Annotated in this window: 16 protein-coding genes and 1 pseudogene; 7 read left to right on the forward strand and 10 right to left on the reverse strand. The window is 62.9% G+C overall.

Features of this window, described 5'->3' with window-relative positions; all coding sequences use genetic code 11:
- Positions 1-170: 170 nt before the first annotated feature.
- Complete coding sequence (locus tag APH44_RS22325) at positions 171-986, reverse strand: M48 family metallopeptidase (RefSeq protein ID WP_054894582.1); 816 nt, start codon at positions 984-986, stop codon at positions 171-173.
- 1202 nt (positions 987-2188) lie between these two features.
- Here APH44_RS22325 and APH44_RS30755 point away from each other — a divergent pair.
- Together APH44_RS30755 and APH44_RS30760 are read left to right on the forward strand one after the other, a co-directional pair.
- Positions 2189-2392, forward strand: a pseudogene (locus APH44_RS30755) (HAMP domain-containing protein); the annotation flags it as partial.
- A gap of 111 nt (positions 2393-2503) precedes the next feature.
- Entirely contained in the window at positions 2504-3247 is a 744-nt protein-coding gene (locus tag APH44_RS30760; RefSeq protein WP_371264436.1) for a methyl-accepting chemotaxis protein, read from the forward strand.
- Between the two features lie 82 nt (positions 3248-3329).
- Here APH44_RS30760 and APH44_RS22335 read toward each other — a convergent pair whose 3' ends face one another.
- From APH44_RS22335 to APH44_RS22345, 3 genes are read right to left on the reverse strand one after another with little or no spacing between them, the layout of a single operon-like run.
- The gene (locus APH44_RS22335; protein ID WP_054894584.1) at positions 3330-3950 is read right to left on the reverse strand and encodes an SOS response-associated peptidase; all 621 of its coding nucleotides are present in this window, start codon (positions 3948-3950) and stop codon (positions 3330-3332) included.
- Between the two features lie 12 nt (positions 3951-3962).
- On the reverse strand, positions 3963-4223 hold the full coding sequence (locus APH44_RS22340; protein ID WP_054894585.1) for a putative signal transducing protein: 261 nt from the start codon (positions 4221-4223) through the stop codon (positions 3963-3965).
- Positions 4223-4408, reverse strand: coding sequence for a CPXCG motif-containing cysteine-rich protein (locus tag APH44_RS22345; RefSeq protein ID WP_054894586.1), 186 nt, complete (start codon positions 4406-4408; stop codon positions 4223-4225). The genes APH44_RS22340 and APH44_RS22345 overlap by 1 nt, the downstream gene beginning before the upstream one ends.
- A 127-nt stretch (positions 4409-4535) precedes the next feature.
- On the opposite strand from APH44_RS22345, the gene APH44_RS22350 reads away from it, so the two are divergent.
- The gene (locus APH44_RS22350; protein WP_054894587.1) at positions 4536-5702 is read left to right on the forward strand and encodes a 1-acyl-sn-glycerol-3-phosphate acyltransferase; all 1167 of its coding nucleotides are present in this window, start codon (positions 4536-4538) and stop codon (positions 5700-5702) included.
- An 85-nt stretch (positions 5703-5787) separates the two neighbouring features.
- Here APH44_RS22350 and APH44_RS22355 read toward each other — a convergent pair whose 3' ends face one another.
- Positions 5788-6048 (reverse strand): hypothetical protein, encoded by a 261-nt coding sequence (locus APH44_RS22355; RefSeq protein WP_054894588.1) that lies wholly within the window; start codon positions 6046-6048, stop codon positions 5788-5790.
- Positions 6049-6205: 157 nt separating this feature from the next.
- On the opposite strand from APH44_RS22355, the gene APH44_RS22360 reads away from it, so the two are divergent.
- Positions 6206-6412: a hypothetical protein gene (locus tag APH44_RS22360; protein ID WP_054894589.1), complete on the forward strand. Its 207-nt coding sequence runs from the start codon at positions 6206-6208 to the stop codon at positions 6410-6412.
- Positions 6413-6548: 136 nt separating this feature from the next.
- Here APH44_RS22360 and APH44_RS22365 read toward each other — a convergent pair whose 3' ends face one another.
- Complete coding sequence (locus tag APH44_RS22365) at positions 6549-7133, reverse strand: YajG family lipoprotein (protein WP_054894590.1); 585 nt, start codon at positions 7131-7133, stop codon at positions 6549-6551.
- Between the two features lie 144 nt (positions 7134-7277).
- On the opposite strand from APH44_RS22365, the gene APH44_RS22370 reads away from it, so the two are divergent.
- Positions 7278-7511: a hypothetical protein gene (locus APH44_RS22370; RefSeq protein ID WP_054894591.1), complete on the forward strand. Its 234-nt coding sequence runs from the start codon at positions 7278-7280 to the stop codon at positions 7509-7511.
- Between the two features lie 605 nt (positions 7512-8116).
- Positions 8117-9622, forward strand: a complete 1506-nt coding sequence (mqo, locus tag APH44_RS22375) for a malate dehydrogenase (quinone) (protein ID WP_054894592.1) — start codon at positions 8117-8119, stop codon at positions 9620-9622.
- A gap of 86 nt (positions 9623-9708) precedes the next feature.
- Here mqo and APH44_RS22380 read toward each other — a convergent pair whose 3' ends face one another.
- From APH44_RS22380 to APH44_RS22395, 4 genes are all read right to left on the reverse strand, one after another.
- The gene (locus APH44_RS22380) at positions 9709-9999 is read right to left on the reverse strand and encodes a PA4642 family protein (protein ID WP_054894593.1); all 291 of its coding nucleotides are present in this window, start codon (positions 9997-9999) and stop codon (positions 9709-9711) included.
- A gap of 69 nt (positions 10000-10068) precedes the next feature.
- A complete protein-coding gene (locus APH44_RS22385) occupies positions 10069-10539 on the reverse strand; it encodes a hypothetical protein (RefSeq protein ID WP_054894594.1) in 471 nt (156 codons plus the stop codon).
- A 65-nt stretch (positions 10540-10604) separates the two neighbouring features.
- On the reverse strand, positions 10605-11078 hold the full coding sequence (locus APH44_RS22390; RefSeq protein WP_054894595.1) for a WbuC family cupin fold metalloprotein: 474 nt from the start codon (positions 11076-11078) through the stop codon (positions 10605-10607).
- Between the two features lie 2 nt (positions 11079-11080).
- Entirely contained in the window at positions 11081-11638 is a 558-nt protein-coding gene (locus tag APH44_RS22395; RefSeq protein WP_054894596.1) for a hypoxanthine-guanine phosphoribosyltransferase, read from the reverse strand.
- A 165-nt stretch (positions 11639-11803) separates the two neighbouring features.
- Between APH44_RS22395 and upp the strand changes: the two genes are divergently transcribed.
- Entirely contained in the window at positions 11804-12442 is a 639-nt protein-coding gene (upp, locus tag APH44_RS22400; protein ID WP_054894597.1) for a uracil phosphoribosyltransferase, read from the forward strand.
- The last annotated feature ends 2 nt before the right edge of the window (positions 12443-12444 follow it).

Raw genomic sequence — 12444 nt, forward strand, 5'->3', positions numbered from 1 at the left:
TCCTGACTGTGGGAGCGGGCTCGTCCCGCGATCATCGGCGAAGCCGGTGCCAGACACCGCAGCACCTGGCACCGGCTTTGCCGGTGATCGCGGGACCAGCCCGCTCCCACAGGAATTGCTCCAGCCGCGGGATAGTTGAACCAGACAACTACCCCACAGCGCAGAGCGCTTTACTTCTTCGCCGCCTGGTACAGCGGCATCACCTTCGGAATCGCGGCCTGCAGCGACGCAATGCGGCTGGCCGAAGCCGGGTGGGTGCTCATGAACTCAGGCGGTGCGCCCTCGGACGCCTTGCTCATCTTGTTCCACAGGGTGATCGCCGCATTCGGGTCGTAACCGGCCCGTGCCGACAGTTCCAGGCCGATCAGGTCGGCCTCGTTCTCGTTGGCCCGGCTGTTGGGCAGGGTCATGGAGTAGTTCACCACGGTGTCGGCCAGCGCCATGCTGTCCTGGCCAAGGCCGAAGATCGCACCGGCGCCCTGGCGCGCCATCTCGATACCGTAGGCCTTGGACATCGCCTCGCGACCATGCTCACGCAGGGCGTGGGCGATTTCATGGCCCATGACCGCAGCCAGCTCAGCGTCGGTGAGCTTGAGCTGATCGATCAGCCCGGTGTAGACGATGATCTTGCCGCCCGGGCCGCAGTTGGCGTTGAGCTCATCGCTCTTGATCACGTTGACCTCCCACTTCCATTGCGCGGCATCCGGTCGGAATTGCGGGGCCTGGGCAATCAGGCGGTCGGCAATGACCTGCACACGCTTGGCATCGGCACTGCTCTTGTCCAGCACGCCCTTGCTCGACGCTTCACCGAGCGTCTGCTGGTACGACTGCGCATACATCTGGTTGACCTCATCGGTCGACAGCATGCTGAACATGTACTGCTTGCGCTCGACGCCAACCGCTCCGCCGCTGGTGGTATTGACCGCCTGGCAACCACCCAGCAGAACGCTGGCGCTCAACAGGCTGATCACGAAAGACTTACGCATGAAAACACTCCCTTTTTACATGCCGCGTATCCTAGGCCCACTCGCCTGACCCTGCCAGAGCCGCAGGGAAGATTTCTCTCATCCTCCCCTCATGCTTTCCCTCGACCACGCCGATAACAAAAGAAAACGACCTCCTTGCGTGGAGCTTTCCGGTAATGAAGTTCAAGTCGATCCAGTTTTCCGTGGCGGCCCTGGCCGGTGCCATTGTATTGAGCATTGTCGCGGCGCTGGTGCTGTACGCCGTATACTCCGGGGCCCGCACCCAGGACCTGGTACAGCAGCGCACCCAGCAGCAGTTCGAAAGCGTGATCGAACAGCGCCTGTCGGCCCTGGCCCGCACCCAGGTGAGCGAGATCCAGCGCGGCCTGGAAGCGCCGCTGCTGATCAGCCGCAGCCTGGCCACGGTCAACGCCATGCTCGGCATGCAGGACGCCGACGGCAAACCGCTGATGCAAATCGACCGCGCCTACCTGAACAACCTGCTCAAGCGCACCGTGGAGGTCAACCCGACGGTGCTCGGCGCGTATCTGGGCTGGGAACCGAACGCACTGGATCACGCCGACATCAATGGCGAACGCTACCTGCCCTGGTGGTTCCGCAACGCGGACGGCAGTCTCGGCCAGGACCGCCTGGTGGACGTGAACGACCACACCGTGCTGTCGACCGGGGTGCGCGCCAGTGAGTATTACCTTTGCCCGAAGGAAACCAAGAAGGCCTGCGTGATCGACCCAGCGCCCTACAAGGTTGGCGACAAGATGGTGATGCTCGCTTCGTTCGTCGAGCCGATCATGGTCAACGGTCAGTTCCAGGGCATCGCCGGGGCCGACCTGTCGGTGAACTTCATCCAGGACCTGCTCAACGCTGCCGACCGCCAGCTGTACAACGGCGCCGGCGAACTGGCACTGGTGTCGAGCAACGGTCGTCTGGTCGCCTATACCAAGGACGCCTCCAAGTTCGGCGAGAAGGCCAGCGACGTGCTGGACCCGGCCGAAGCCGCAACCCTGGCGAGTATCAGCGGCGAAGACCTGCACTATAAAGTCGACACAGCCAAGGACCGTATCGAGCTGTTCCTGCCGTTCAAGGTCGCCAGCACCGACGCGCGCTGGGTCCTGCTGCTGGAAATGCCGCTGAGCACGGTCATGGCCGACGTCAACCAGCTACAGAAAGACCTCGGCGAGCAGCGCCGTACAGACATCGCCGGCATGACCCTGGTCGGCCTGGGCATCGCCGCCCTCGGCCTGCTGGTGATCTGGCTGCTGGCCCATGGCATTGCCCGTCCGCTGAAACAGATGGTGGCGATGCTCGACGACATCGCCCAGGGCGAAGGCGACCTCACCCGCCGCTTGCAGAGTGATCGCGCCGACGAGCTGGGCGCCATCGCCAAAGGCTTCAACACCTTCCTGGCCAAGCTGCAGGCGATGATCAGCCAGGTGGTGACCTCGGTGCAGAAAGTCAGCGACTCCTCGGAGCACACCGCCGACATCGCCATCCGCACCAACCAGGGCGTGCACAAGCAGATGGCCGAGATCGACCAGGTAGCCACCGCCGTGCAGGAGATGACCGCCACCGCCCAGGACGTGGCACGCAATGCCACCCACGCCGCGCACGCCGCCAGCAATGCCGACCAGGCTGCCAACCAGGGCATGCAGATCGTGCGCGATACCTCGCAGTCGATCAGCATCCTGGCCAGCGAGATCGGCCGTGCAGTGACCGTGGTGCAGACCCTGGCCCGCGACAGCGAGAACATCAATGCCATCCTGGTGACCATCCGCGCCATCGCCGAACAGACCAACCTGCTGGCGCTCAACGCTGCCATCGAGGCGGCCCGCGCCGGAGAGCAAGGCCGCGGCTTCGCCGTGGTCGCCGACGAGGTGCGCAACCTGGCGCAGAAGACCCAGCAGGCCACCCAGGAAATCCAGCAGATGATCCAGCAGTTGCAGCAGGGCACCCGCGATGTGGTCAAGGTGATGGAAGACAGCCAGGGCAAGACCGACGACAGCGTGCAGCAGGCCAGCCGTGCCGCCGAAGCGCTGGAGAGCATCACCGAGGCCGTGTCGGTGATCAACGACATGAACACCCAGATCGCCAGCGCCGCCGAACAGCAGAGCGCGGTGGCCGAGGACATCAACCGCAACGTCATCAACATCGGCCAGGTGGCCGGCGAAGTGGCCGGCGGGGCTGACGAATCGAGCCAGGCCAGTGCCGAGCTGACCAAGCTGGCCGAGCAGCAGCGGCGGTTGATCAATCAGTTCAGGGTTTGATTCAAATACCGAGTCGCTCTTTTCGCGGGCAAGCCCATCTCTGTGAGGAGTGGGCTTGCCCGCGAAATGCTCGCCATAAATCTCAAGCCGGAGTCAGGCACTCCGGCCCATCGAGCTTCGGATCATTGACCAGATGCGCCAGCGCCCGCTCGCGCAACGCCGCTGGAGGGCTGGCCAGCAGCTCGTGCAGGCGCGCCAGCGGTGTGTCGGGATCCAGCCAGGCGGCCTGCCCGGCCTCATCGAGAATCAATGGCCGACGCTGGTTCATCGCCGCCTGAGTGACCACCGCACAACTGAGCCAGACCTGCTCCTGCACCGGATACGCCTCCCACACCGCGGCATAGAACAGCGATGCGCCCTCCCCCGGCGTCACCCAGTACGGGCGCTTGCGCGCCGTTCCGCGCCACTCGTAGAAGCCGTTGGCCGGCATCAGGCAACGGCGCTGGCGAAATGCTTCGCGAAACATCGGCTGCTCGGCGAGGGTCTCGGCGCGGGCATGGGCGGGGGTGCGGGACAGGTCGGTGAGCCAGGCCGGGGTCAGGCCCCAGCGAGCCCTGGCCAGTTGCAACTGGCCGTCGAGCCGGCGTTGAATCAGCACCGACGCCCCAGGCGAGATGTTCCATTGGGCCTGCTGGTCGGCGGGAAATCCGGGCAGGGCGGCAAAAGCCTGGGACCAGCGAAAGAGGGCGTAACGTCCACACATAAGACAGCAAACCTAGCAGATCAGGGTACCGGGGATACTCTCCGGCTCGTCCCCGGCAAGGGGCTGGGCGGCATTGTACTCATCGATCAGCTGCCGTGCGTACCCGGCCTGTTCATCGGCAACCGCCAGGGCCAGCAAGCCCTGCATCGGCAGATCGCCCATGGCGCCGACCAGATCGCCGCCGATCAGGTGCACCTGGACGCCTTCGCTGGCCAGCATGCCTACCAGCATCTGCGCCTCCATCAGGCTCTCCGGTTCGTAGATGCGGCGCATCAGGCATCGTCCTCGCGGCGTACTTCGAGCATCCATTCGTCACCATGCACCTGCAGGATGAACACGATGGGCTGGCAGCACACCTGGCAGTCCTCGGTGTAGTGCTGGTCGCCACCGGAAATATCGACCGTGGTTTCCACACGCTCACCGCAATAAGGGCAGTCATAAAAGTCGATTTCGAGCATCGGGGGCCTGCGCAGTGACTTATGCGTATAATTGCCGGTCTGTTTACGGGGTCCGTGTGTGTCCGAGCCGTTTTTTTCGGCCCCGCCCCTACTTTATTACTCTAGCCGTTTCCAACAAGAGAGCATGATGGGCGAATTCGATGCCATCCGACCTTACGACGACGCTGAAGTGCCTGCCGTGCTGGCACGCCTGCTCAGCGACCCGGCATTCCTCGATATCCTCACCCACTTCCGTTTCCCGCGTATCGCGGGCGCCTTCGGCTGGCTGCTCAAGCCGCTGATCGCCCGGCGCCTGCGCAAGGAGTTCGCTGGCGTGACCAGCGTCTCGACCCTGCAGGACAAGGTCGAATACTACGTCGACCGCACCATCGACCGAGCCACCGACGGGGTCACCTACACTGGCGTCGAGCAGCTCAAGTCGGGCAGTGCCTACCTGTTCCTGGCCAATCACCGCGACATCGTCATGGACCCGGCCTTCGTCAACTATGCGGTCTATCACGCCGGCCTGCCGACGCCACGCATCGCCATCGGCGACAACCTGCTGCAAAAGCCGTTCGTCAGCGACATGATGCGTCTGAACAAGAGCTTCATCGTGCACCGCTCGATCAGTGGTCGACGCGAGAAGCTCGCGGCTTACCAACTGCTGTCGGCCTACATCAACCATTCGATCCGCAACGACAGCGCCTCGATCTGGATTGCCCAGGCCGAAGGCCGTGCCAAGGATGGTGACGATCGCACCGATTCGGCGATCCTCAAGATGTTCCACATGAGCCGCAAGGACGAGCCGTTCGGCGCAGTGATCCAGAGCCTGAACCTGATCCCGGTGTCGATCAGCTACGAATACGACCCCTGCGACCAGGCCAAGGCGCGCGAGCTGTATATCCGCGCCACTACTGGCACCTACAAGAAAGTGCCTGGCGAAGACGACAACAGCATCGCCCAGGGCATCACCGGCTACAAAGGCCGGGTGCACATCAACTTCGCCCCGCCGGTGACCGAGTACCACGAGGACACCAAGCAACTGGCCCTGGCCATCGACCGGCAGATTCTCGGCGGCTACCGGCTGTTCCCGGTCCACTACCTGGCCTATGCGATGTGGGACGGGCAGGACGCGGCGCTGGAAGTACCCGCCGCAGAGAAGGTGTTTGCGGCCGAGGAGCTGGCACGGGCCAAGGAGGAGTGGCAGCGTCGCCTGGAGGCCTGCCCTGCGGAGCACCGGCCATACCTGGTGCAGCAGTATGCGACCCCGGTGCGCAATCAGTACCAGGTCAAGCGCCAGGCCGAGGTGGTTTGAGACGAAGCCGCTCGCGCAGGAACACCGCCGCGCTCATGAACGGCGCCATCCCTGCAGGAGCGGCCTTGTGCCGCAGAAAAGCTGTTCAGATCCAGGTGCTGAACCAGGACAACAGCAGCGCCATCGCCAGGCACGAGAAGCCCAGGATGTAGTAGTAGCGCGGTACACGCAGGTCGAACGCATCGACCAGCCCTTCCTCGGCAGCCAGGCTTTCACGCACATCGCTCTGGCGACGCCGCGCACTGTGCAGCAGCAGGCCGCCGGGGCAGGTGATGAACAGCGCCAGGACATTGATCAGCTTGGCGGGATGGGCGGCCAGGAACCCCCAGAGGACTTGCAGGGACATCGCGCAACCTCGAAACGACGATAAGCAAAGCCCGGCATTCTACCCAAGCTCCACCCAACCTCCCGTTTTTTGCGACCAAGTGTCACTAAATTTCATCTGTCACACGCTCGTCATCCAGACAGGCCACCCTGTCGGCCTTTCCAGACCGGAGCTTGTCATGCTGCACGCCGAAAACCAGGACCGTCTCTACCTCGTCTCGCAGAGCGACGAGCAGCAGGCACTGATCGACGGATTCGCGATCAATGTCCACGACCAGCGCTGGCTGGTGTATTGCGCCCTGGGCGGACACGCGCACCAGGACCTGCCTGAAGTGGATCAAGACACCGGGCTGAGTGTGCTGGACTTTGGAATCGAGGCGGCTTGACCTGCCCGCTCCTACAGAGAAATGACCCCAGGTGCCGCACCAACCAGGGTTTGAGCGAGCCTCAGCCCTGGCCCAGCCAAAGAAAAACCCGCTGCCTGTCGCCAGGCAGCGGGTTTTGTTCATCCACGCTGCGTGCTTATTCAGCCAGCACCTGACCGATGGTCGGGTCCTTGAACAGCCGGGTCAGCGCATCGCTGAGTACGTCACTGACCAGCTTGGTGTTGGTTTCCTGGTTCGGCGCCATGCCGAAGCGCTGGTCGAGAGAGGCGCCATAGCGGCCGCTGTAGCGACGGTTGGCGTTGGACACGTCGGCACGGAAGGTGGCACCGATGGTGGCCTCGGTCACGTACATCTTGTCCTTGGGCGACTGGTACTTCAGCTCGGCCAGGGTCACGGTCAGCTGTGGCGCGCTACCGGCACCCGAGGTGGGGGTGAAGCCGAGCAGGCGTACTGCCGCTTCGGCCTGGGCCTGCAGCTTGGGCACCACGTCATTGCCGTTGACGGTAATGGTGCTGGTCTCGGGGTACATGCCACCCCGCGTGCCCAGCGACTGCGAAGCACGGCCGTCGACCACCCGCACGACCACCGGCTGGCCACGACCTACCGGATTGAGCTGAGCGGTGAGCTTGGGTTGCGGGCTGAGTTGCTGCGGGCTGTGTGCACAGCCGACCAGGCTCAGGGTGGCCACCGCCATCAAACCGAACAACAGACGTTGCAGCATGCGCATTTCTCCAGAAAAAGCGGCAAAGGCACACAGTATACCCAGCCTGAAGCAAGCCAGTCATCGGCCCGCAGCTGCTGTCACAATGGTTTCATGGCCCCGGCGTTATCCTTGCCCCAGCCCGATCAAACAGGACTCGCCGCCATGGCCTCGCTCTGGACCTTGCTCTTCCAACGCCCGCGCCACAACACCTACGCCCGCCTGGATGCCGATGGAAAATGCCTGGCCTTAAAGCAGTGCCACCAGGCACCGAGCGGCAGTGGCTGGGTCCAGGTCAGCGAAGCGCACCTGGGCTGGCTGGGCCATCCGCTGCCCAACAGTGCCCGGATTTGCGTACCTGCAAGCCGCCGTTGGCAGCAACGCATCCTCCCCGCCTGACAAACGCTGCAATAAAAACCCAAGAAGAACGACCTTTCTGCCCGCGACCTCGTTATAATCTCCCCCCGATTATAAGGACGTCTCCTGATCGGGCCCCGCACTCGCCGCTTGACCCCGGCACCTTCACCGCTTCGCCCACAGAGAGCCTTCCACTCAGGTCTTGCATTGGCTGTCGTGCCTGCTGTCTCTGGCCGTCTGCTGCGCATGAACCTGCGGGTTGCCACCGCGCAGTCCACTTTTGAGGTTCACGACTCCAAAAGAGCGTGAAAAAACGGTTTTTCACAACTTCACGAGAGTGTGGCGAGCAAATGAACAGTCTGGCATGTGCAAAAGCGGCAGATACGTCTCGAACAGCCCTGAACAGACGGCAAAAGCGCTCATCCTGGATGGGAGCCTGAGGCCGGTCCATAACGCACGACGGAACACTTGACCATAAGTCGAATTGCCGCACCCGTGGCAAATGGCGTTCAATTATCGAACACCCAAGACTGATTGGCGGTGTCCGCGGAAGTTGCAAGAACTGCGAAGAGTCGGACATGGCGATCCTGGCCAACCCAGGGGTCCTATGCTGTCAATTAGGTGCTGTAGATTGTGGAGACGCGTTAATGGCGCAGAACGAATCGGTTGATGTGGTACTGGTAGGCGCGGGCATCATGAGTGCCACCCTGGCCGTACTGCTCAAGGAGCTGGACCCTGCGATCAAGCTGGAAGTCGTCGAGGCGATGGACTCCGGGGCCGCGGAAAGCTCCAACCCCTGGAACAACGCCGGGACCGGCCACGCCGGCCTGTGCGAGCTGAACTATACGCCCCAGGCCGCCGATGGCAGCATCGACATCAAGAAGGCCGTGCACATCAATACCCAGTTCGAGGTGTCCCGCCAGTTCTGGGCCTACCTGAGCAAGAAAGGCGGCTTCGGCTCGCCGCGCGACTTCATCAATCCCGTGCCGCACCTGAGCTATGTCGAAGGTGACAAGGGCGTGCAATTCCTCAAGAAGCGCTTCGAGCTGCTCAAGCAGCACCACGCGTTCTCCGAGATGGAATACACCGAAGACAAGGCGCTGATGAACGAGTGGATGCCGCTGATGATGCCTGGCCGCCCGGCCGACCAGCACATCGCGGCCACCCGCGTGCTCAAGGGTACCGACGTCAACTTCGGCGCCCTGACCAACAAGCTGCTCAAGCTGCTGGGCGACAGCCCCAATGCCCAGGTCAAGTACAGCAAGAAGGTCACCGGCCTGCGCCGTAAAGGCGACGGCTGGACCGTGAGCATCAAGGACGTCAACAGCGGCAACAGCCGTGAAGTCGACGCCCGCTTCGTCTTCCTGGGCGCTGGTGGCGCGGCGCTGCCGCTGCTGCAAGCGTCGGGCATCCCGGAAAGCAAGGGGTTTGGCGGTTTCCCGGTCAGTGGCCAGTGGCTGCGCTGCGACAATCCGGAGATCGTCAAGCAGCACCAGGCCAAGGTCTACAGCCAGGCCGCGGTCGGTGCCCCGCCAATGTCGGTGCCACACCTCGACACGCGCGTGGTCGACGGCAAGAAATCCCTGCTGTTCGGGCCTTACGCCGGCTTCACCACCAAGTTCCTCAAGCATGGCTCGTTCATGGACCTGCCGCTGTCGGTGCGCATGGGCAACATCGGCCCGATGCTGGCGGTGGCCCGCGACAACATGGACCTGACCAAGTACCTGGTCAGCGAAGTGATGCAGTCGATGGAGCAGCGCCTGGAATCGCTTCGCCGCTTCTACCCCGAAGCGAAAGCCGAGGACTGGCGCCTGGAAGTGGCCGGTCAGCGCGTGCAGATCATCAAGAAAGATCCGAAGAAAGGCGGCATCCTGCAGTTCGGCACCGAGCTGGTCTCGGCCGCCGATGGCAGCCTGGCTGCGCTGCTTGGCGCCTCGCCGGGCGCGTCGGTGACGGTCTCGATCATGCTCGAGCTGATCGAGCGCTGCTTCCCCGAGCAGGCCAAAGGCGCCTGGGCTGCCAAGCTCAAGGAGATCTTCCCGGCTCGCGAGAAGACCCTGGCCACCGATGCCGCGCTGTACCACAAGATCAGCGCCGACAACGACGTGGCCCTGGACCTGGCACAAAACAGCCCGGCCAAGCACTACGCCTGAAACGGCTGAAACGAAAAAACGCCCCGTGGGGCGTTTTTTTGTGCCTGGAATCCCTACCCGCAAAAAGGGCAGGACCGGCTCGAGGATCAGCCGCGGGCGTTAGCGATGATCTCGATGTACTCGGGCGCATTGCGCTGGTCGGCGATCACCTCGGCGAAGGTCTTGCCGTGCTCGTCCTTGCCATCGACATCGTATCCAGCTTCAACGAAGAAGCCGACGAAACGCTCGAAGTCATCGATGCGCAGGCCACGGTAGGCCTTGATCAGCTTGTGGTGCGACGGCGAGGTCAGGCCATCGGCCGGCTCGAACTGAAGGAACGTCTTGATGTAGTCGTCGCTGATCTCGTCACCGATAACCTGCTTCTTGTCTTTACGCATTGCCGACTCCAACTGGGCCATCACGGGCATTTCAAAGGCGGGCAGTGTACCGCTGGCTGCCCATGCGCCTCAACGCGTACGTACGGTTCCAGTGTGCAGGTCGGCCCAGACATGGCCGTTGGCGTAACTGAGGAACTGCACGTACAGCGTCTCGTTGCGCAGCAGGTCCATGATCACCCGGTAATCGGCCTGTGGATAATTCAGCGTCAGGGTGCGGGTCTTGTCATCGTAGGTCGGCCGCTTGAGGCTCTTGCCGCCCTCGCCGTCGAAGGTGACCAGCACCTGCGCGATGGTTGCCCCCTTGCTCATGGGCTTGCCCTTCAGTCGCAAGGTCAGGGACGAGGTGATGGGGATCGGCTGCTGGCTGGACTGACGCTGGGCACCGACCACCACCGAGTAATCGGTGACCTGCAGCAGTTGTTGCGACTCGGGTTCTTCCTGGCGCAGCGAGAGGTCATCAGGCGGGAGGAACTGGCTGTGCAAAGGCGCTGCCGACAGCGGCAGGCTCAGCGCCAGCAGAAGGGGAAAGATCGCGCGCATGAAGGGCTCCTTGGCATAGGGGAGCACTCTAGCACGCCTAATCGATCGCTACTGGCAGCGTACGCTCAATCGAACTGCGCGCGCATCCAGGCCTGGTACTGTGCCACACCGTCCTCGCCCTCGCGCGGTGCCCAGTAGGCATGCTCGCCCTCGCCTACCGGGCGGTAGGGGCCGGACTTGCATTCGAACAGGATGCTGTCATCTTCGAGCACCACCAACCCGTGATAGGTGCCAGGCGCCAGGTCGACCCCCAGGCAATCGCCGCCGGCTTCGAGCACGCGCTTGTCGCACACCGCGCCCTGCTCATCGAAGATCAGCAGCCCCAGACGCCCCTTGAGCACCACCAGCGCCTCGGCCTTGTCATCCTTCAGATGACGGTGCGGCGGAATGTAGGTACTGGTCTGCAAACCGACTGCCATGCGGTGGCAAGGCTCTTCCATCTCGTGAAAGTTGTGGTGCTGGCGACCGCGCGGACTGGCAGCGGCTTTTTCAGCCAACACCCCGAACAAGGCCTGATCCATGAAAGCCGGCTTGCGCATGATCACATTCCTTTTACGGCGAAGATGCCATTGGCGTTGCGCCAGTAACCCTTGTAGTCCATGCCGTAACCGAAGATATAGCGATCGACGCACGGCAGGCCCACGTAGTCAGCCTTCAAGTCCGGGCTGGCCTTGCGGTCGTGGTCCTTGTCGATCAGCACCGCGGTGTACACCGAGCGCGCGCCGGCATGCTTGCAGAAGTCGATGATGGCGCTGAGGGTGTGGCCTTCGTCGAGGATGTCATCGACGATCAGCACGTCACGGTCGATGAAGGAGATTTCCGGCTTGGCCTTCCAGAACAGCTCACCGCCGCTGGTCTGGTTGCGGTAGCGGGTCGCGTGCAGGTACGAGGCCTCCAGCGGGAACTGCAGGTGGGTCAGCAGTTTGCCGGCGAAGATCAGGCCGCCGTTCATCACGCAGAAGACCACCGGGTTCTTGTCGTGCAGGTCTTTGCAGATCTGCTCGCCGACCTGGGCGATGGCCGCTTCGACCTGGGCTTCGTTGTACAGGCAATCGGCCTCGTTCATCACTTGGCGGATATGCTCGAGATCGGCGGACATGGCGCTCTCCAGGAGGTGCATTTTGGAAAAGCGGGCAAAGGTACGCATCCGCTCGTCCCAGATCAAGCATTTATGGACTAACGTGCTCAATGACTGCACGACAGCAAGGACTGAATAGATTAACCTAGCGCGGTTTTTTTGCCCGCCTCCCGGAGCCCTCCCCCTATGCCCATTCGTGAGATCCGCCATCCGCTGATCCGCCACAAGCTCGGCCTGATGCGCCGCGCCGATATCAGCACCAAGAACTTTCGCGAACTCGCCCAGGAAGTCGGTGCGCTCCTGACCTACGAAGCCACCCAGGACCTGCCGCTGGAAACCTACGAGATCGACGGCTGGTGCGGCAAGGTCCAGGTCGAGAAGATCGCCGGCAAGAAGATCACCGTAGTGCCGATCCTGCGGGCCGGCATCGGTATGCTCGATGGCGTGCTCAGCCTGGTCCCGGGCGCCAAGGTCAGCGCCGTGGGCGTGGCGCGCAACGAGGAAACCCTCGAGGCGCACACCTACCTGGAAAAACTCGCGCCGGACATCAACCAGCGCCTGGCACTGATCATCGACCCGATGCTCGCCACTGGCGCCTCGATGGTCGCCACCATCGACCTGCTGAAGAAGGCCGGTTGCTGGGAAATCCGCGCCATGGTCCTGGTCGCGGCGCCCGAAGGTATCGAGGTGGTCGAGAAAGCCCATCCGGACGTACAGATCTACACCGCGTCCATCGATCAGCGCCTGAACGAGCACGGTTACATCGTTCCGGGCCTCGGCGATGCCGGCGACAAGATCTTCGGCACCAAGCAGAAGGACGCCTGACC

The organism is Pseudomonas sp. NBRC 111143 (assembly GCF_001320965.1).
Taxonomy (GTDB): Bacteria; Pseudomonadota; Gammaproteobacteria; order Pseudomonadales; family Pseudomonadaceae; genus Aquipseudomonas; species Aquipseudomonas machongensis.

Excerpts from the sequence above, each read along its gene's own strand:
- APH44_RS22345 (WP_054894586.1), bottom strand. The coding sequence starts at position 4,408 with ATGCTCGAAATCGACTTTTATGACTGCCCTTATTGCGGTGAGCGTGTG.
- APH44_RS22350 (WP_054894587.1), top strand. The coding sequence starts at position 4,536 with ATGGGCGAATTCGATGCCATCCGACCTTACGACGACGCTGAAGTGCCT.
- APH44_RS22325 (WP_054894582.1), bottom strand. The coding sequence starts at position 986 with ATGCGTAAGTCTTTCGTGATCAGCCTGTTGAGCGCCAGCGTTCTGCTG.
- APH44_RS30760 (WP_371264436.1), top strand. The coding sequence starts at position 2,504 with ATGGCCGAGATCGACCAGGTAGCCACCGCCGTGCAGGAGATGACCGCC.
- APH44_RS22385 (WP_054894594.1), bottom strand. The coding sequence starts at position 10,539 with ATGCGCGCGATCTTTCCCCTTCTGCTGGCGCTGAGCCTGCCGCTGTCG.
- APH44_RS22340 (WP_054894585.1), bottom strand. The coding sequence starts at position 4,223 with ATGCGCCGCATCTACGAACCGGAGAGCCTGATGGAGGCGCAGATGCTG.
- upp (WP_054894597.1), top strand. The coding sequence starts at position 11,804 with ATGCCCATTCGTGAGATCCGCCATCCGCTGATCCGCCACAAGCTCGGC.
- APH44_RS22395 (WP_054894596.1), bottom strand. The coding sequence starts at position 11,638 with ATGTCCGCCGATCTCGAGCATATCCGCCAAGTGATGAACGAGGCCGAT.
- APH44_RS22380 (WP_054894593.1), bottom strand. The coding sequence starts at position 9,999 with ATGCGTAAAGACAAGAAGCAGGTTATCGGTGACGAGATCAGCGACGAC.
- APH44_RS22360 (WP_054894589.1), top strand. The coding sequence starts at position 6,206 with ATGCTGCACGCCGAAAACCAGGACCGTCTCTACCTCGTCTCGCAGAGC.
- mqo (WP_054894592.1), top strand. The coding sequence starts at position 8,117 with ATGGCGCAGAACGAATCGGTTGATGTGGTACTGGTAGGCGCGGGCATC.
- APH44_RS22365 (WP_054894590.1), bottom strand. The coding sequence starts at position 7,133 with ATGCTGCAACGTCTGTTGTTCGGTTTGATGGCGGTGGCCACCCTGAGC.
- APH44_RS22355 (WP_054894588.1), bottom strand. The coding sequence starts at position 6,048 with ATGTCCCTGCAAGTCCTCTGGGGGTTCCTGGCCGCCCATCCCGCCAAG.
- APH44_RS22370 (WP_054894591.1), top strand. The coding sequence starts at position 7,278 with ATGGCCTCGCTCTGGACCTTGCTCTTCCAACGCCCGCGCCACAACACC.
- APH44_RS22335 (WP_054894584.1), bottom strand. The coding sequence starts at position 3,950 with ATGTGTGGACGTTACGCCCTCTTTCGCTGGTCCCAGGCTTTTGCCGCC.
- APH44_RS22390 (WP_054894595.1), bottom strand. The coding sequence starts at position 11,078 with ATGCGCAAGCCGGCTTTCATGGATCAGGCCTTGTTCGGGGTGTTGGCT.